Source organism: Paraburkholderia silvatlantica (genome assembly GCF_003096715.1).
In the GTDB taxonomy this organism is placed as follows: domain Bacteria; phylum Pseudomonadota; class Gammaproteobacteria; order Burkholderiales; family Burkholderiaceae; genus Paraburkholderia; species Paraburkholderia silvatlantica.
The window spans coordinates 19,731-37,877 of the sequence record NZ_QEOL01000011.1 but is presented as its reverse complement, the minus strand read 5'-3'; the positions used below and the strand labels follow the sequence as shown (position 1 = coordinate 37,877).

The following is an 18,147-nucleotide window of genomic DNA, read 5'->3' as shown; positions in this document are numbered from 1 at the left end:
CGCGTTTCCGGCGTCACCATGCAGCAAGACAAGTAGCAGGTAGTGATCGTAATGGCAGTCAATTCCGGCGGCGCGGTGGGTGATGCGGCTTTCGCGCTGCTCGACGACGGCGACTCGACGGCGCTTAGCCGCTCGAGCCGCCTTTATACGGGGTTCGTGCGCGAGCTTGCATGCCAGCGCGCGGCGGATCTCGACGCGGTGTGCGCACAGGTGAACGCCGAACTGGGCAAGGGACTTCACGCCCTCGTGACCGGCGACTACGAGTTCGGGCGCACGCTCGAATTCGCAAGGCGCGACGCGTCCTCATCCATCGAAACGCAGCACGGCCCCGCCGCGCTGCGTTTTTTATTGTTCGAACGCTGCGCAAAGCTCTCGCGCGCAGAGGCCGATGCATGGCTCGCGGCGCAGGAGGGCAATGAAGCGCCTGCGCCAGCAGGCGTGGCGGGCGTGACGACCGGCGTTGACCGCGAGCGCTTCGAGCAGGACATCGCCGCCGTGCGGGACGCCTTGCGCGCGGGCGACTCATATCAGATCAACTACACCTACCGGCTCGGCTTCGAGGCGTACGGTTCGCCGCTCGCGCTTTACAGGCGCTTGCGCGAGCGTCAGCGCGTGCGTTACGGCGCGCTGGTCGCGTTGCCGGGCGATCGCTGGGTGCTCTCGTGCTCGCCGGAGCTGTTCGTGGAGAAGCGCGGCAAGACGTTGCGCGCGAAACCCATGAAGGGCACGGCCGCGCGTGGCGCCGATGGGGAGCAGGACGCCGCCGCCGCGCGTTTTCTCGCGAACGATCCGAAGAACCGCGCCGAAAACGTGATGATCGTCGACTTGCTGCGCAACGACCTCTCGCGCGTCGCGAAGACAGGCTCGGTTCGCGTACCGGCGCTCTTCAGCGTGGAGCCCTACGCATCCGTCTGGCAGATGACCTCGACCGTCGAGGCGACGCTGCGCGAAGGCACGACATTCGCCGACGCCATGCGCGCGCTCTTTCCGTGCGGCTCGATCACGGGTGCGCCCAAGCACCGGACGATGGAGCTGATCGAAGCGCTCGAGCACGCGCCGCGCGGGCTTTACACGGGTACGATAGGCTGGCTCGACGCGCCCTCGGAGGGCGAGGCTTGCGGCGACTTTTGCCTCTCGGTCGTGATCCGCACGTTGACACTCGATGCGCCCGCGAGGGGCGCAGGCGCCACGCGGCGCGGCGAGATGGGCGTCGGCGCGGGCATCGTGCTCGACAGCGTGGCCGCCGACGAATACGAGGAGTGCCGCTTGAAAGCCCGCTTTCTGACCGATGCCGACCCCGGCATCGAATGCTTCGAAACGATGTACGCGACGCGCGCCGGCGGCGTGCGCCACGTGGAGCGTCACCTCGCGCGGCTCGCCGCGAGTGCGGCGTGGCTCGGCTTCCCGTGCGACGTTCAGGCGTTGCGGGCGCGCATCGACGAAACCTGCGCCACGTTTGCGGACGCGATTGGAGGCGCGATTGCAAACGCGATTGCAAGCGATCACGCGCCACACCGGGTGCGCCTCGCGCTCGGCAAGAGCGGGGCGGCTACACTCGCGAGCGCGCCGCTCGCGGCGCTCGCGCACGACACCGTGGGCGTGCTGCTTGCGCCGGATCACGGCTTTGCGCCGGTCGAATCCGCCGACGCGCTGTTGCTGCGCAAGACGACGCGCCGCGCCGAATTCGATCGCGCATGGCGCGAGGCCGAAGCACGGGGCGCCTTCGACATGCTGTTCTTCAACGAGCGCGGCGAGTTGACCGAAGGCGGCCGCTCGAACGTGTTCGTGAGGCTCGACGGCAGGTGGTACACGCCGCCGCTCGCCTCGGGCGTGCTGCCGGGCGTGATGCGCGGCGTGCTGCTCGACGACGAAGCGTTCGGCGCACAGGAGCGCGTGCTCACGCGCGACGACGTGCAGGGTGCCGAAGCCCTGATGCTGACGAACGCGCTGCGCGGCGCGGTGCCGGCACGCCTGATTCGATGACGCGGCCGTATGATGAGACAAAATTCCTACTTCACTGATCTTGGGCTGTTCACGATGTCCGAGGCCCTTCGATTGGCGCGCCAATCCCGATGTGGAATCAACTGACTGGAGAGCCCGTCGCCGGAAAACCGCACACCGGGTTCGGAGGGAGGGGACGGCGATCGCCGTTTCCTACCCCTGTACAACATTCCAAATCGTACGGTGGACGGTAATAGCTCGTAATGTGATCCGCGAACGACGGGTAGCGATGCGGTCAGATTTTGATTTGGATCAATGCTTTTGCTTTTCAAAAGGCGCTTAATTAACGAATGTGTTCTTACACTTCGAAGGTTGAGCGATGGAACTTCCACTTAGTGGTATCAAGGTTATCGATTTCACAGGAGTACAGGCGGGGCCGGCCTGTACTCAGATGCTCGCGTGGTTCGGGGCTGACGTCCTGAAAATCGAACTCCCTGGAAAGGGCGACGTGACCCGTCAGCAACTGCGTGACATCCCTGACAAGGATGGCCTGTACTTCACGATGCTCAACTCGAACAAGCGTTCGCTGGAGCTCAATACCAAGACGCCCGAAGGCAAGGAAATCCTGACCAAACTGCTCAAGCAGGCAGACATCCTCGTTGAAAACTTCGCACCAGGGGCGCTCGAGCGCATGGGTTTTGGCTGGGATCACGTGCACCAGTTGAATCCGCGCCTGATCTACGGGACCGTGAAGGGCTTTCCCGAAAACTCGCCGTACGGTGATCTGAAAACCTACGAGGATATTGCACAGGCAGCTGGCGGGGCGGCCTCGACGACTGGCCTGGTCGAAGGCTCGCCGCTCATGTCGGGCGCCGCGCTGGGGGACTCCAATACAGGCATGCACCTGCTGATCGGTCTTCTTGCGGCGTTGCTCCATCGCGAGAAGACGGGTGAAGGCCAGAAGGTCTACATGTCGATGCAGGACGCCGTACTGAACCTGTGTCGCGTCAAGATCCGCGACCAGCAGCGGCTGGAGCGTAACGGTGAGCTGACCGAATACCCGCAATATCCGCACAAGCCCTTTGGCGACACAGTCCCGCGAGGCGAGAATGCGTCGGGCTCTGGCGTTCCCGGCTGGATGCTCAAGTGCAAGAACTGGAAGACCGATCCCAACGATTACGTCTACGTGATCTTTCAGCCTTGGGGTTGGGAGAATGTATGCAATGTGATTGGAAAGCCGGAATGGATCACTGATCCAAAGTTCGCGACGCCCGAGGCACGCATCCCGCACCTGTTTGACGTCTATGCGGCCGTCGAGGCCTGGACGATCGACAAGGACAAGCACGAGGTCGTCGAAATCATGCGCAAGTACGAGATCCCGTGCGGGCCCGTGCTGACGACCAAAGAGTTGCTGCATGACGAATCGCTGCGTGCCAACGGCTCGATCGTGGCCGTCGAGCACAAGGAGCGGGGAACGTATTACACGGTGGGATGCCCGCCCAAGTTTTCGGCTTTTACACCGACCATCACCGCGTCACCGCTGCTGGGCGAGCACAATGAGGAAGTTCTGACGGAGCTGGGCTACTCGAAGGAGCAGATCGCAGATCTCAGGGAAAAGAAAGTGATCTGATTTTCTTTTGCAGCGAGCCACCTACTGACCAGAACGGGGATTCAACATGGCAGATACTCCTGCGCAGGCCGAACTGACGGATGGTTTCCATCTCGTGGTCCAGGCGCTGAAACTCAACGGCATCGATACCATTTACGGCGTTGCCGGAATTCCCATCACGGATCTCGCGCGCCTTGCCCAGGCTGAGGGGATCCGCTACCTGGGCTTTCGCCACGAACAGTCAGCGGGCAATGCAGCAGCGATCTCGGGCTATCTCAAGCAATGGCCCGGCGTGTGCCTCACTGTGTCGGCGCCGGGATTTCTCAACGGGCTTGTTGCGCTTGCCAATGCGACGACGAACGGCTTTCCGATGATCCAGATCAGCGGGTCCAGTGATCGCGCCATCATCGACCTGCAGCAGGGCGACTACGAAGAGCTTGACCAGATGAACGCCGCGAAGCCTTTCGCCAAAGCGGCGTTCCGCATCAACAGGCCCGAAGACATCGGGATCGGTGTGGCCCGGGCAATCAGGGCAGCCGTCTCAGGGCGACCCGGCGGCGTTTATCTGGATCTCACGGCCGCTTCGCTCGCGGCAACAATCGACGCTACAGCCGCGCAAGCGTCACTCATCAAGGTTGTCGACGCAGCACCTGTACGTGTTCCGTCGCATGAGTCGGTGGGCCGGGCGCTCGGTCTTCTGGCGAACGCGCAACGACCGCTCGTGATCCTGGGCAAGGGCGCTGCCTATGCCCAGGCCGATGATGCCATCCGGGCGTTTCTTGAAGAGACCGGTATCCCGTATCTACCGATGTCGATGGCCAAGGGACTTCTCCCCGACGACCATGCCCAGTCCGCTGCGGCTGCGCGTTCCTTTGTGCTGGGGCAGGCAGACGTCGTCATGCTCGTCGGTGCACGCCTGAACTGGCTGCTGGGGCATGGCAAGGCGCCGCAGTGGTCTGCGGACGCGAAACTGATCCAGATCGACATCGAGCCCACGGAGTTCGACAGTAACCGGGCCATTGCAGCGCCCGTGGCCGGTGACATCGCCTCGGCGATGGCGGCGTTCAGGGCTGCATTGCCTTCCACGCCGGTGCACACCCCAAAGGCGTGGACGGAAGCCATCGGGGAGCGCCGCAAGCATAACGAAGAAAAGATGGCGACGAACCTGCTGGCCAGTCCGGATCCGATGACGTTCCAGAGCGGCCTGCGCGCGGTGCGCGACGTTCTGGCGAACCATCCGGACGTCTATCTGGTGAATGAAGGTGCAAACACACTGGACTTCGCACGCAATATCATCGACATGAAGCTGCCCCGCCGGCGGCTCGACGCAGGCACATGGGGCGTAATGGGCATCGGCATGGGATATGCCATTGGCGCGGCGGTGACCAGCGGCCAGCCCGTCGTGGCAGTTGAGGGAGACAGTGCATTCGGATTCAGCGGTATGGAGATCGAAACCATCTGCCGTTACCGCCTGCCGATCATCATCGTGGTGTTCAATAACGGTGGCATCTACCACGGCGATGATGTCAATCGCAGCGGCGGTGCTGACCCGGGGCCGACGGTCCTGATGGGCTCGGCCCGCTATGACAGGTTAATCGAAGCTTTCGGCGCAAGGGGCTATCACGTGACTCGCCCGGAGGAGCTGACTGCGGCGCTGTCGAGTGCTATGGACGCAAAGGCACCGGCGCTGATCAACTGCGTGATCGATCCACATGCAGGCACGGAAAGCGGGCACCTGAAAAACCTCAATCCGAAAAGCGCGCTCGCAGCGACGAAGTAGGATGGTGCGAGCTCATATCGCTTGGGTGCGCTGCGTCCCTCTGTGGCCGGCTGCCAGTCACATCAAATCGTGATGAGAAAAACAATGGATGCTTCGTCAGCCGCAAAGACCCGCCCGGACGGCCCGTTCTCCGATGTGCTCGTCATCGATCTCACACACGTGCTCAACGGCCCCTTCGGTACCAACATCCTGACCGATCTGGGTGCGCGAGTGATCAAGGTCGAGCAGCCCGGTCATGGTGACGATACTCGGCTCCTTGGCCCTTTCGTGGACGACCAGTCACTTTATTTCAGCTTTGTGAACCGGGGTAAGGAAAGTATTGTCCTGGATCTGAAAGCGGAAGGCGACCGTGAGATATTCCTGAACATGGTGCGCAAGGCTGATGTGCTCGCGGAGAACTATCGCCCCGGGACGATGCAACGACTCGGGTTCTCTTATGAGGAGCTGTCGCGAATCAATCCGCGACTGATCTATGCGTCGTCTTCGGGCTTCGGCCAGACCGGGCCGATGGCCACATACCCTGCCTACGACACGATCGTCCAGGCCATGAGTGGCATCATCGATGCGACCGGTTTTCCGGACGGTCCGCCGACCCGCGTCGGGACATCGCTTTCTGATCTGTGCGGTGGAATTTTCATGTTCAGCGGTATTGCAAGCGCTCTTTACGATCGCGAGAAGACGGGCAAGGGTGCGCATATCGATGTTGCCATGTTCGACGCGACGCTTGCGTTCCTGGAGCATGGGTTCATGTCCTATGTCGCGACCGGGAAGGCGCCTGGGCGCATAGGCAACCGCCATCCTTACATGGCTCCGTTCGACATTTATGAGGCACGGGACAGGCAGTTCGTGATCTGTGCGGGCAATGACTCGCTCTTCCTGAAACTCTGCAACGCGATCGGTCGGCCGGAACTCATCACAGACGCACGCTTCTCAGACAATCACCATCGCATGGAACATGCCGCCGCGCTCAAGGAAGCGCTCGAAGTAACATTGCGCGCAGAGGATGCGGCCCACTGGCTGCAGGTGATCCATGAGGCAGGTGTGCCGGTGGGACCGCTGCTCGACATCGCCGAGGCGGCCGCGCTCCCGCAGACGGCCGCACGCAACATGGTGATCGAAGCTGGCGGTGTGAAAATGCCAGGCAACCCTATCAAGCTCAGCAGCTACGCCGATCCGTCGGTGCGGCCCGGTGCGCCAGCGCTGGACCAGCACGGCACGGCCTTACGCGCCGAGTTCAAAACAGACGGCGCCAGTTCTTCAGCGCAGGAAGGATCCTGATGGACATGGCTGTCGCGCCTCCGGCCGCACTCCCGCTGCGCGTCAATGTACGGCGTGTTGTCGCGCTCACCACCGTTTGCGGTTTCGTGGAGGTGATCGGGTACAAGGACGCGGGTGGGATCTATCCTGCCATCATGACGGGCAACACCGTGCAACTGGGCTGGAGCCTGGCGCAGCAGGCATGGTCCCGTTTTGCGCTGCTTGCGTTTGCCATCGGTGCGTTCTTTATCGGCTGCATGATCGCGAGCCTGATCCGGCGTCACCTGAAGCGGCCGCCACTCGAACTGTGCATCATGGCCGTGCTGCTCGTCATAGCCGGTGTCGTGCGCGGATATCCCGCGTTGCGGGTGCCGGTTGAGCTCCCGATTCTGGCACTGGCGCTCGGGATGCAGGGGGAGACCATCAGCCGCTTCGGCGCCGTCTCCCTGCAGACGCTGGTCGTGACCAACAACATGGTGAAGTTTTCCGACACGTTCATCGGTCGTTATTTCGGTGGCAGAGAAACGAAGGAGAAACGTCCTTCACTGGCGGACGTGCTTCTACCTGGCTTGGCGTGGCTGACCTATAGCCTCTCGGCCGCAGTAGGGGCCATCGTGGCAGGTCTCGTGTCGGAGCCGCTTATCATCCCTGCACTGATACTGGTCTTTGTCACGCTCGATCTGATCCGGCTACCGGACCGTTGACCCTCCCAGCGCGATCGAGCCATCAGATGTTTAACCATGCCTTAACTTAAGGACACGATCATGGCGAATACCGTGGCACTGGATACGATGATCGTCGAACAGGGCCCTGATGCGTTGATCTGTTCTGATCGTGAAGGTGCGATCGTCCGCTGGAGCAGGGCGGTCTTTTCATGGGCTCGCGTACGTTGAAAGAGACCTGGCCCGGCATCGCTGCGTGGATTGCCGCGTCCGCGTAACGCGAGCCCGTTACAGAAGCAGACCTCCCAGACTCTTTAATCTAGTCGCTAAGACAGGAAGATTCCGATGGCCAGTGTACCGTCCCGTTCTTCGCCGACCTTGACTGCTCGTGAGCCCGTGCATATTGGCTTCGTGATCGCGTGGCTCTTCTGCATCATCTTCTACTTCGTACAGTATGCGTTGCGATCGGCGCCAGGCGTAATGGTCCCGGAGCTGTCCGCGGCGTTCGGTCGCGATGCGGTCGGTGTCAGTGCACTGGTCGGCCTGTACTACTACACCTATTCGCTGTTTTCCATCATCGCGGGCGCAGCGCTTGACCGGCTCGGCGGGAAGAGTGTGATTCCGGTGGGAATCGTGCTCGTCGCCATTGGAGCGGTCCTGTTCGGTATCGGGGGCGTCCAGACGGCAGGGATTGGCCGGCTCATGCAGGGCGCCGGGTCCGCCTGCGCCTTTACGGGGGCAGTGTATCTCGCGACCCATGGTTTTCCACCGCGCTACCTTGCAACTGCAGTCGGGTTCACGCAGTGCTTCGGGATGCTTGGCGGCTCGGCTGGGCAGTTCGCCGTAGGCCCCATCATTCATGGCCTCATCACGTGGCAGCAGTTCTGGTGGCTGTCGGGCGCAGGGCTTTTTGTGATCGCGATGCTCGTGTTTCTCGCGACACCTGCCGGTCACGACGCAGGCCCTGCGAGCCAGGGTTCGTGGGCGAAGATGTTTGCCCCTTACCGGACAGTGCTGACCAACCCGCAGTCGTACCTGTGTGGCTTTTGCGCGGGTCTGCTGTTCCTGCCGACGACAATCGGCGACATGATCTGGGGCGTGCCGTTTCTGCGTAACGGGCTGGAGGTTAGCTACGCGGAGGCGGTGAACCGCGCAAGCATGGTGCCGCTCGGCTGGGTCATCGGCTGTCCGCTGCTGGGCTATCTGTCCGACCATTTCGGCCGCCGCAAGCCGGTGCTGCTCGCGGGTGCGCTGCTGATGCTCGCGTCCGGTGCGGCCATCCTCTATCTGCCGCCGGGCGTTGCACCTCGCTATGTGCTCGGCCTGTTGCTGGGTGTCGGTTCGGGTGCGGCGATGCTGCCGTACTCGGTGATCAAGGAAGTCAATCCGGATAACGTCAAGGGCAGTGCGACCGGGGCGATCAACTTCCTGGTGTTCACCTTCAGCGCCTGGCTGACACCAGTGTTCGGGCGGCTGCTCACGCACTACGCTGCCGGTGGTCCGATCAGTCTGCCCGTCTTCCGGCAGGCCGGGGCCTGGCTGCTTGGTGGCATTGTCGTCGCGATGTTGCTTGCTCTGTTTCTGAGGGAAACCGGGCCACAGGCGAGGACCACGAGATAGGTGCTCTTGTTTCTGCGACGGGTCGCGACATCCGGCATACAGAGACTGGAGCGCGAATCCGCCGATACCCTACATACGAATGGAGGTTCGAATGAACATCCGTCTGGAAAACATGAGTCCAGCCGTGGACCTGACCCGTCGGCAGGCGACGGGGCCGGTGCGCACGCAGCATCCGGTCTGGCACGATCTGCTGCCGCCGTGCAACGACGCCTGCCCCGCAGGTGAGGACATCCAGGGCTGGCTCGCACTGGCGCAGGCCGGGAAGTACGAAGCCGCCTGGCGAAGTCTGGTCACGGACAATCCGTTTCCCGCCATCCATGGTCGCGTCTGCTATCACCCATGCGAGACGGCGTGCAATCGTGGCGCGCTCGACAGTGCCGTCTCCGTGCATGCGGTAGAGCGCTTTCTCGGCGACCAGGCGCTTGAGCACGGCTGGCACGTCACGTCAGCACCGCCCACTGGCAAGCGCGTGCTGATCGTGGGTGCCGGGCCGTGCGGTCTCTCCGCAGCATGGCATCTTGCGCTGCGCGGTCATGCGGTCGAGATCCATGAGGCGGGCCCGGTAGCTGGCGGCATGCTGCACTTCGGGATTCCTGCGTACCGGTTGCCGCGCGACGTGCTGAGCCATGAGATCAGCCGGCTAGAGTCGCTCGGTATCCGGATCGTGCTGAACCGCAAGGTGGGTGACGTGCTAGCAGAAAAGGCTGCAGGCAACTTCGATGCGGTATTGCTTGCAATAGGCGCCCAGGTGGCCCGGCACATTGACATCCCGGCTCGCGACGCCGCACGGGTGCTCGATGCGGTCACTATGCTGCGCGCAACCGGCATCGGCGAGCGGCCGCTATTGGGGCGGCGCGTGGTCGTATATGGCGGCGGCAACACTGCGATGGACGCGGCACGCACCGCACGTCGCCTGGGCGCGGAAGATGCACTGATTGTCTATTACCGGGACCGGGAGCACATGGGTGCGTTGCCCTTCGAAGCTGCTGAGGCTATGGAAGAAGGTGTGCGCATCCGGTGGCTCTCGAGCATCCGGGAGGTTGACGGGACGTCGGTCCAGGTAGAAAAGATGCGTCTTGACGAGCACGGCCGCGCGCAGCCAACCGGCCAATACGAGACGCTGGAGGCCGATTCGCTAATTCTCGCAATCGGCCAGCAAACCGACACGGGATTCCTGCGCAACGTGCCGGGCATCGGCTTCGCGCCAGATGGTACGGTGATCGTCGGCGAAGATTTTCAGACGGGCTGCGCCGGCATCTTCGCGGGCGGCGACATGACACCGGCAAACCGTACGGTAACGACGGCGACCGGCCACGGCAAGCGCGCGGCCCGCAACATCGACGCGTGGCTCAACGGCGCAGCGCTCGCCAGGTCTGAACGTCACGCGATCGTTGGGTTCGATACGCTGCACCTGCCGCTCTACAGCGACGCAATGCCGTCTTTGCAACCGACACTGCCCGTCGGCGAGCGTGACAGTTTCGGGGAGGTGCTTGGCAGCCTTGACGAAGCCCAGGCTCGCCATGAGGCGCGTCGTTGCCTCTCGTGTGGGAACTGCTACGAGTGCGACAACTGCTACGCCGCGTGTCCGACCAGTGCAATTGACCGGCTCGGGCCGACCCGGGGTTATGAGGTCAAGCTTGAGCGCTGCACCGGCTGCGCAGTCTGTTTCGAACAATGTCCTTGCCACGCGATCGACATGGTGCCGGAAACGGACGTGGCAGCTATACCTGCAGGGGAGGTCCCGCGATGACCCGGAGCACAATGGACGGCAACACGGCGGTCGCGACCGTTGCCTACAAGCTGAACGAAGTGTGTGCGATCTTCCCGATCACGCCGTCTTCCCCGATGGCCGAGCTGGCGGATCAATGGACGGCGGAGGGCGTTCCAAATCTGTGGGGCAACCTGCCGGTCGTGCAGGAAATGCAGGCTGAAGGAGGTGCCGCGGGCGCAGTGCACGGCGCGTTGCAGTCGGGCGCATTGACGACAACGTTTACCGCGTCGCAGGGGCTGATGCTGATGCTGCCCAACATGTACAAGATAGCAGGCGAGCTGACTTCTACGGTCTTTCATGTGGCGGCTCGCTCACTCGCGACGTCAGCACTGTCAATCTTCGGCGATCACTCGGACGTCATGGCCGCGCGCATGACCGGCTTTGCACTGCTCAGCGCCGCATCGGTTCAGGAGGCGCACGACAGCGCACTCATTGCACAGGCCGCCACGCTGGAATCACGCGTGCCGTTCCTTCATTTTTTTGATGGATTTCGTACGTCGCATGAGTTGAACACGCTCGAACTGCTCGACGATAATGTCCTGCACGCGATGATCGACGACGGACTGATCCGTGCGCATCGCGGCCGCGCCCTGAGTCCCGAGCGGCCGTTCGTGCGCGGCACGGCACATAATCCCGACACCTATTTCCAGGCCCGCGAGGCGGTGAACCGTTATTACGATGCGGTGCCGGGCATTGTCGAAAAGCTCATGGACCGCTTTGGTGACCTGACCGGGCGTCGCTACCGCCTGTTCGAATATTCAGGCGCACCGGAGCCGGAGCACGTTGTCGTGCTGATGGGATCGGGCGCGCAAACCGTGCAGGAAACTGTCAAGACGCTTGTCGCGCAGGGCCGCAGGGTGGGCGTGCTTCAGGTGCGGCTCTACCGGCCGTTTTCTGCCGCACATCTCCTGGCGGAACTCCCAGCTTCGGTCACGCGTATCGCGGTCCTTGAACAGACCAAGGAGCCGGGCGCGTCGGGCGAGCCGCTTTACCAGGACGTGGTCGCGACGCTGGCAAACGCGTTCAGTCGCGGCGAGCGCGCATCACTGCCGCTGGTGACCGGCGGCCGCTACGGAATCTCGAGCAAGGACTTCACGCCGGCGATGGTGAAGGCCGTGTTCGATGAGCTGGAGCAATCGCAGCCGCGTCATAGCTTCAGCGTGGGGATCGAGGACGACGTCACGCATCTGAGTCTCGACTACGATCCAGCATTCGACATCGAACCGGATGACGTAACGCGTGCGGTGTTCTATGGACTGGGCGCAGACGGCACGGTCGGCGCAAACAAGAACAGTGTGAAGATCATCGGCGAGGACACCGGCAACTATGCGCAGGGCTACTTCGTGTACGACTCGCACAAGTCCGGCGCGCAGACGGTCTCGCATCTGCGATTCGGCCCGCGTCCGGTTCACGCCCCGTACCTGATCAGCCGGGCTGGCTTCGTCGCATGCCATCGTTTCGACTTCCTGGAGCGCGTGGACGTATTGCAATATGCCGCGCCGGGCGCGACTTTCCTGCTCAACGCCCCATATGCTGCCGACGCGGTATGGGCGTACCTGCCACGACCGGTGCAGCAGACGATCATCGACCGCAAGCTCAACGTCTACGTGATCGACGCGTCCGCTGCCGCGCGCGAACTGGGCCTGGGCTTTCGCGTGAACACGCTGCTGCAAACCTGTTTTTTTGCGCTGTCTGGTGTACTGCCACGCGATGAGGCCATCCTGGCGATCAAGAAGGCCATCCGTAAAACGTATGGACGGCAGGGCGAGCGGGTCGTGCAGATGAACGACGCTGCAGTCGACGGCGCGCTGGCGCGAATGCAGCAGGTGAAGGTGCCGGAGGCGGCGGATGGGGGCGAGCCTCCCCCAATCGTGCCGATCGATGCGCCGGAGTTCGTGCGCGACGTCACCGCGATGATGTTCGCGGGCAAAGGTGATGCCATTCCCGTCAGCCTGATGCCTGCAGATGGCACGTTTCCGTCGGGCACCAGCGCCTACGAGAAGCGCAACGTGTCCGACACGGTGCCACAGTGGCGCAGCGACCTGTGCATCCAGTGCGGGCAATGTGGCTTCGTGTGCCCCCATGGCGTGATCCGCGCCCGTTACTTTCACGAAGATCGCCTGGCCGGCGCCCCTGGCTCATTTCCCTCCGCGCCTGTCAATGCGCGCGGTTATCCGGAGGCGCGCTTTTCGCTGCAGATCTATATCGAGGATTGCACGGGATGCGGGCTGTGCGTCGAGGCCTGTCCGGCATACAGCGCCGTGGAGCCCGAGACGAAGGCCCTGAATATCGTGGACAAGCTGCCCGTTCTGGAAACGGAGCGCAGGAACATCCACTTCTTCGAGTCGCTTCCCGTCAATGATCGGGCCCGGGTCGACTTTGCAAACGTGCGGGGCGTGCAGTTCCTTCAACCACTGTTTGAGTTTCCGGGCGCGTGCGCGGGGTGTGGTGAGACGCCTTATCTACGCCTGTTGAGTCAGCTTTTCGGCGACCGCCTGCAGATTGCGAACGCCACGGGCTGCTCATCGATCTACGGTGGCAATCTGCCGGTCACGCCGTGGTCGAAGGATCAGGAGGGACGGGGCCCAGCGTGGTCGAACTCGCTGTTTGAGGATAATGCGGAGTTCGGGCTGGGCTTCCGGCTCGCTGCCGATCAGCATCTGGCGCTCGCGCACCGCCGGCTGAAAGAGCTTGCTCCACAGGTTGGCGAAGATCTTGTGACAGCCATTCTGGAGGCACGCCAGACGCAGGAGTCCGACATTCGCGTACAGCGCGAGCGTGTGACACTGCTCAAAACCCGACTGCTTGCGCTTCCCGCCGATGCGCGCGCAAGCGATCTGCTGTCGGTGGTCGATCATCTGGTTCGACGCAGTATCTGGCTGGTGGGCGGGGACGGCTGGGCCTACGACATCGGCTATGGCGGTCTCGATCATGTGCTTGCGCAGGGGCGCGATGTGAACGTGCTCGTGCTCGACACGGAGGTGTATTCGAATACGGGCGGACAATCGTCGAAGGCAACGCCACTCGCGGCGGTTGCCAAGTTTGCGGCCGCCGGCAAGCGCGTGCCGAGAAAGGACCTGGCATTGCAGGCGATCGCCTACGGCAACATTTACGTCGCCCAGGTCGCGATGGGTGCCAACCCACAACAGACGCTGCAGGCGTTTCGTGAGGCAGAGGCGTACGACGGGCCGTCGCTGATTCTCGCGTATAGCCATTGCATCGCGCACGGTATCGACATGCGCCAGGGTATGCACCAGCAGGCGCTGGCGACCGAAAGCGGTTACTGGCCTTTATTCCGCTATAACCCGACCATGCGACAGGTCGGCGCAAATCCTTTCCAGCTCGACTCGATGCGGCCTTCCATCACGTTGAAAGACTATGCGTACAACGAGATCCGTTACAGCGCGCTGGCTGAAAGCGATGGTGACGCGGCCGCCCATCTGCTGGATGCTGCGCAACGATGGGTCGACGAGAAGTTTCGGCAGTACGAGGATCTTGCGGCCCGGGACGGCAGCCGGTTCTGGAGCAATGCGCCGTCCATAAAGGATGCCGACAGGGTCGACGCATGATGGCCGCAGGCCGCGCCCGGACGTACGACGAGGAGAAAATGCAATGGACCTGACAACATCCTGGCTCGGGCTGGTGCTGGGCAACCCGCTTGTGGCATCAGCATCGCCCGCGAATGCGGAACTCGACCACCTGTTGCGTCTGGAGGATGCGGGCGCGGCGGCTGTCGTGTTGCCGTCGCTCTTTGAGGAGCAGATCGAAGCAGTGGGCAGTCGGCGGGAAGCGATCCTCTCGATGGGTGTCGATCACAGCGCCGAAGCTCCCCGACACTATCTCCCGCCGCTGCACATTGCCTCCGGTCCGTACGGGCTTCTTCCTGAGCGTTACCTGGATCTGGTGCATCGCGCGCGCGACCGCCTGTCGATCCCCGTGGTCGCGAGCATGAACGGGACGACACCCGGGGGCTGGCTGGACCATGGGCGGCGGCTCCAGCAGGCCGGTGCGCACGCGCTGGAGTTGAACCTCTATGCGGTACCGACCGATCTTTCGGAAAGCGGTTCAGAGATCGAGATGCGCTATGTCAGGATCGTGCAGGAACTCCACGCAGAACTCACCATCCCGCTATCCGTGAAGATCGGGCCGTACTTCACGAACGTCGGCAATATGGCGAGACGTCTCGCGGAGGCCGGAGCCTCCGGGCTGGTGGTATTCAACCGTTTTGTGCAGCCGGACATCGATCTGCACCGGCTCACCCTGTCGAGCGAGCTGGTCCTGAGCCAGCCTGCCGACATGCGCTTGCCGCTACAGTGGATCGCACTGCTGGCGGGACGTGTGCAGGCGTCGCTCGCCGCGTCCACGGGAGTAGGGAATGCCGAACAGGTGATCAAATACCTGTATGCGGGCGCAGATGTGGTCATGGTGACGTCAGCGGTATTGCGCGACGGCCCTGGCTGCTTCAGCAGGATACTGCGTGGACTGGATGAGTGGCTTGAGACGCGTGGCGTTGCATCGCTTGATGGTATCCGCGGTGCGATGAGCTTTGCACGGCTGAAAGACCCGGGGGCGTACACGCGCGCGCAGTATCTCGCCCAGCTCCAGGCGTGGAGCGGGCGCCATTTCGATGCGTAGCGGAGAGGGGGAGGCGGATTACCGTTTTTAGCAGTCAACCGTACGACCAGCGGTTTCTGGACGAGGCGCTTGAGCACCATGGAGCAGGGCTGAACGCGACATTCGTCTACCAGCAAGCGTCGCTGTCGGACCAGACGGTCTCGCTCGTGCAGGGATCAGATGCGGTATGCGTTTTCGTGAACGACAGGCTCGACCCGGCGGTACTGGAAGAACTGGCCAGGCAGGGTGTGCGCGCCATCTTGTTCCTCGACCGCATACCACAAATACTAATTACGATTAGACCGCTATGGCACGAGGTAAAACTCCCGTTCCACTCGATTTGCCGCTGCCCGCGAGCGTGGAATCACATGGCCATGGCACCATGACGAAACACGAAATGGCTTACCGTGCGCTGTGCGACGCGATTCTCGAGCGCTTGCTGCCTGAAGACGCAAGACTACCGTCGAGCCGGATGCTGGCCGAGCGCTGGAAACTTTCGCGCGGTACGGTGGAAAGCGTGTTCGACCGATTGCGTGCGGAAGGTTACGTCACGCGGCAAGGCGGTTCCGGCACGCGCGTGTGCGCAGTGATTCCCGATAGTTATCTGCATGCCTCGGCGGTGCTCGAACATGCGCCGCAACGTACCCGCGTCGTGGCGTTGTCCGCGAAACGCAACGCCAATGCGAAGCGACCGGCAAAGCCTCAAGCCATCGAGTGATCAGCTGGTTACGATCACTGATCCCGGTGTTCACTCCGCTTCAGACCGCGAAGGTTGCCGCGTTCGCAAAAGGGTCAGGAGTGCTGCCAGTACTGGAGAAATCTGCTTGCGGGACGGGTAGTAGAGGTAAAAGCCCGGGAAGGGAGCCGTCCAGTCGTCCAGCAGGCTCACCAGCCGGCCAGATGCAAGCCAGTCTGCTGCCTCGTGTTCCAGAACGTAAGCGACCCCAAGCCCGTCCGCTGCGGCGTGAAGCATGAGGTCTGGCTCGTTGAACGTGAGTGGCCCCGAAACGGCGACCTTCAACGGCTGGCCATCCCGTTCGAACTCCCAGGCATAAAGCGTGTCGGCGGACACCATCCGGTAGTTGATGCAGCGGTGCATGGCGAGGTCTTGTGGCGTTCTTGGCGCGGGATGCCGCGCCAGGTAAGCGGGCGATGTGACGACTGCCATCCGGAGTGCGGGGCCGACGCGCAACGCGACCATGTCCTTCTGCAATTTCTCTCCGAGTCGGATGCCGGCATCGAAGCGGTCCGCCACGATGTCGCGAAATCCGTAATCGATGACGACCTCCACAATTGCGTCCGGATATGTCTCGCAGAACGTGTCGAGCACGGGCCGGATAACGGCCTCGTAAGCCTGCCTTGTCGCGGTGATGCGGACGGTACCGACGAGCTGGTCGCGTGCCTGGCCCAGCTCGCTCAACGTGGCATTGATGGCCTGTAACGCCGGCTCGAGTGTCAGCAGTAGCTTCTCGCCTGCCTCCGTCGGCGCGACGCTGCGGCTTGTCCGTCCAAGCAATACGATGCCGAGCCGCTGTTCGAGCCGCTTGATTGTATAGCTCAGCATCGAATTCGACACCCCAAGCTCGGCCGCCGCGCGCGTGAAACTCCGTGTTCTCGCAACCGTCGCGAAGGCGGACAGGTCGTTAAGGCTTCCTCGCGCGATCTTTCCATTAGATTGCATGACTCGTTCGAATTGTGCGGGATGATTGAAAGGATATGCGTAACTAAAATCCAGTCAAGGTGCTGCGGCAGTCCGCTGTGGCACGGGATGCCGGTTCGTGGACGACGGCGAACGCGGCGAACGAACGGAGCGAATATGTTGAAGAAAAATGCGGTGTGGCTGATCACAGGATGTTCGAAAGGGCTGGGACGGGCATTGGCCCGATGCGCGCTCGAGTCGGGGTATCGCGTGATGGCAAGCGCGCGAGATACGGCAGCCCTTGGGGACCTCGGCCGCGAGTATGGCGACGCTGTCGCGACCGTCAGGCTCGACGTGACCCGCCCGGAGCAGGCAGAGGCCGCCGTTGCCGCCGCTCACGAACGGTTCGGCGCCGTCGACGTGCTCGTCAATAACGCCGGCTACGGATATCTGGCCGCGATCGAAGAGGGCGAGGACAGCGATGTCAAGGCGATGTTCGAGACGAATGTCTATGGAACCTGGAACATGATCAAGGCGGCCCTGCCTGGCATGCGCAGTCGCCGGGCAGGGCATATCGTCAACATCAGCTCGGTTGGTGGCCTGACAACGTTCCCGGGCGTAGGCTTCTATCACATGACGAAGTTTGCTGTCGAAGGACTCTCCGAGACCTTGGCGAAAGAGATCGGTCCGCTAGGCCTCGGCGTGACGGTTGTCGAACCGGGCGCATTCAGGACCGATTTCCGGGGCGCATCGATGAAACAGTCCGGCATGCGCCTTGAAGATTATGCGAGCACGGCCGGCAAGACTCGTGACAGCGTGCTCACTGGGCACGGAAAACAGCAGGGCGATCCAATGCGCGGCAGTCGAGCCATCATCGCTGCGCTGGAATCGGATCAGCCGCCGCTGCATCTCGTCATCGGAGGCGATGCGCTCGATCTCGTCCGCGCCAAGCTCGACGACCTGCAGCACGACTTCGACACGTGGGAGCATCTTACGAGAAGCACGAATTACGAGGCTTGAGGGAACGCGCGCGGACGCACCCGGCCCGGCTGATCCGGTGCCTCCGTGCGAGATGATGACCATGCACGTTAGTCCAAACGAGACGTTGGCAATACAGACGTGTCGGCGGAGGAACAGAAAATGGGTCGAGTTGCGCATGAATTGCCACTGCCGCCGCAAATGCGAGGGCGTTCGGTGGATGCAGATGACTTTTCGTCCGAGTTAATTATCTCGGGCGGGGAGATCGCGTGCTAT

At 62.5% G+C, this 18,147-nt stretch carries 14 protein-coding genes; 13 read left to right on the top strand and 1 reads right to left on the bottom strand.

Going from position 1 to position 18,147, the window contains the following annotated elements; translation table 11 throughout:
- Positions 1-51 precede the first annotated feature (51 nt).
- The 12 genes from pabB (at position 52) to C7411_RS16155 (ending at position 15,972) form a co-directional block, all read left to right on the top strand.
- Positions 52-1,983: an aminodeoxychorismate synthase component I gene (gene pabB, locus C7411_RS16205; RefSeq protein WP_110385283.1), complete on the top strand. Its 1,932-nt coding sequence runs from the start codon at positions 52-54 to the stop codon at positions 1,981-1,983.
- Positions 1,984-2,320: 337 nt separating this feature from the next.
- Positions 2,321-3,571, top strand: coding sequence for a formyl-CoA transferase (gene frc / locus C7411_RS16200; RefSeq protein WP_110385282.1), 1,251 nt, complete (start codon positions 2,321-2,323; stop codon positions 3,569-3,571).
- A 46-nt stretch (positions 3,572-3,617) separates the two neighbouring features.
- Positions 3,618-5,330, top strand: a complete 1,713-nt coding sequence (gene oxc / locus C7411_RS16195; protein WP_110385281.1) for an oxalyl-CoA decarboxylase — start codon at positions 3,618-3,620, stop codon at positions 5,328-5,330.
- Between the two features lie 84 nt (positions 5,331-5,414).
- Positions 5,415-6,608, top strand: coding sequence for a CoA:oxalate CoA-transferase (gene yfdE / locus C7411_RS16190; RefSeq protein WP_110385280.1), 1,194 nt, complete (start codon positions 5,415-5,417; stop codon positions 6,606-6,608).
- The gene (locus C7411_RS16185; protein ID WP_110385279.1) at positions 6,608-7,291 is read left to right on the top strand and encodes a YoaK family protein; all 684 of its coding nucleotides are present in this window, start codon (positions 6,608-6,610) and stop codon (positions 7,289-7,291) included. Before yfdE ends, C7411_RS16185 begins: the two co-directional genes overlap by 1 nt.
- 60 nt (positions 7,292-7,351) lie before the next feature.
- The gene (locus C7411_RS38630) at positions 7,352-7,480 is read left to right on the top strand and encodes a hypothetical protein (protein ID WP_258365426.1); all 129 of its coding nucleotides are present in this window, start codon (positions 7,352-7,354) and stop codon (positions 7,478-7,480) included.
- A gap of 114 nt (positions 7,481-7,594) precedes the next feature.
- On the top strand, positions 7,595-8,869 hold the full coding sequence (locus C7411_RS16180; RefSeq protein WP_110385278.1) for an MFS transporter: 1,275 nt from the start codon (positions 7,595-7,597) through the stop codon (positions 8,867-8,869).
- Between the two features lie 91 nt (positions 8,870-8,960).
- Complete coding sequence (locus tag C7411_RS16175; RefSeq protein WP_110385277.1) at positions 8,961-10,619, top strand: NAD(P)-binding protein; 1,659 nt, start codon at positions 8,961-8,963, stop codon at positions 10,617-10,619.
- Positions 10,620-10,630: 11 nt separating this feature from the next.
- Positions 10,631-14,209 carry a pyruvate:ferredoxin (flavodoxin) oxidoreductase gene (gene nifJ / locus C7411_RS16170; protein ID WP_110385276.1) on the top strand — a complete coding sequence of 1,193 codons (3,579 nt, stop codon included), beginning with the start codon at positions 10,631-10,633 and terminating at the stop codon, positions 14,207-14,209.
- 43 nt (positions 14,210-14,252) lie between these two features.
- Entirely contained in the window at positions 14,253-15,275 is a 1,023-nt protein-coding gene (locus tag C7411_RS16165; protein WP_110385275.1) for a dihydroorotate dehydrogenase-like protein, read from the top strand.
- Positions 15,248-15,640 carry a Rossmann-fold NAD(P)-binding domain-containing protein gene (locus tag C7411_RS38920; RefSeq protein ID WP_110385274.1) on the top strand — a complete coding sequence of 131 codons (393 nt, stop codon included), beginning with the start codon at positions 15,248-15,250 and terminating at the stop codon, positions 15,638-15,640. Before C7411_RS16165 ends, C7411_RS38920 begins: the two co-directional genes overlap by 28 nt.
- The gene (locus C7411_RS16155; protein WP_207786534.1) at positions 15,637-15,972 is read left to right on the top strand and encodes a GntR family transcriptional regulator; all 336 of its coding nucleotides are present in this window, start codon (positions 15,637-15,639) and stop codon (positions 15,970-15,972) included. The genes C7411_RS38920 and C7411_RS16155 overlap by 4 nt, the downstream gene beginning before the upstream one ends.
- 30 nt (positions 15,973-16,002) lie before the next feature.
- Here the strand turns inward: C7411_RS16155 and C7411_RS16150 are convergent, their stop codons facing one another.
- A complete protein-coding gene (locus C7411_RS16150; RefSeq protein WP_221207019.1) occupies positions 16,003-16,935 on the bottom strand; it encodes a LysR family transcriptional regulator in 933 nt (310 codons plus the stop codon).
- Positions 16,936-17,070: 135 nt separating this feature from the next.
- Between C7411_RS16150 and C7411_RS16145 the strand changes: the two genes are divergently transcribed.
- The gene (locus C7411_RS16145) at positions 17,071-17,913 is read left to right on the top strand and encodes an oxidoreductase (RefSeq protein ID WP_110385272.1); all 843 of its coding nucleotides are present in this window, start codon (positions 17,071-17,073) and stop codon (positions 17,911-17,913) included.
- The last annotated feature ends 234 nt before the right edge of the window (positions 17,914-18,147 follow it).

Excerpts from the sequence above, each read along its gene's own strand:
- oxc (WP_110385281.1), top strand. The coding sequence starts at position 3,618 with ATGGCAGATACTCCTGCGCAGGCCGAACTGACGGATGGTTTCCATCTC.
- C7411_RS16165 (WP_110385275.1), top strand. The coding sequence starts at position 14,253 with ATGGACCTGACAACATCCTGGCTCGGGCTGGTGCTGGGCAACCCGCTT.
- C7411_RS16155 (WP_207786534.1), top strand. The coding sequence starts at position 15,637 with ATGACGAAACACGAAATGGCTTACCGTGCGCTGTGCGACGCGATTCTC.
- C7411_RS16175 (WP_110385277.1), top strand. The coding sequence starts at position 8,961 with ATGAACATCCGTCTGGAAAACATGAGTCCAGCCGTGGACCTGACCCGT.
- frc (WP_110385282.1), top strand. The coding sequence starts at position 2,321 with ATGGAACTTCCACTTAGTGGTATCAAGGTTATCGATTTCACAGGAGTA.
- yfdE (WP_110385280.1), top strand. The coding sequence starts at position 5,415 with ATGGATGCTTCGTCAGCCGCAAAGACCCGCCCGGACGGCCCGTTCTCC.
- C7411_RS16145 (WP_110385272.1), top strand. The coding sequence starts at position 17,071 with ATGTTGAAGAAAAATGCGGTGTGGCTGATCACAGGATGTTCGAAAGGG.
- C7411_RS38630 (WP_258365426.1), top strand. The coding sequence starts at position 7,352 with ATGGCGAATACCGTGGCACTGGATACGATGATCGTCGAACAGGGCCCT.
- C7411_RS16185 (WP_110385279.1), top strand. The coding sequence starts at position 6,608 with ATGGACATGGCTGTCGCGCCTCCGGCCGCACTCCCGCTGCGCGTCAAT.
- nifJ (WP_110385276.1), top strand. The coding sequence starts at position 10,631 with ATGGACGGCAACACGGCGGTCGCGACCGTTGCCTACAAGCTGAACGAA.
- C7411_RS16150 (WP_221207019.1), bottom strand. The coding sequence starts at position 16,935 with ATGCAATCTAATGGAAAGATCGCGCGAGGAAGCCTTAACGACCTGTCC.
- pabB (WP_110385283.1), top strand. The coding sequence starts at position 52 with ATGGCAGTCAATTCCGGCGGCGCGGTGGGTGATGCGGCTTTCGCGCTG.
- C7411_RS16180 (WP_110385278.1), top strand. The coding sequence starts at position 7,595 with ATGGCCAGTGTACCGTCCCGTTCTTCGCCGACCTTGACTGCTCGTGAG.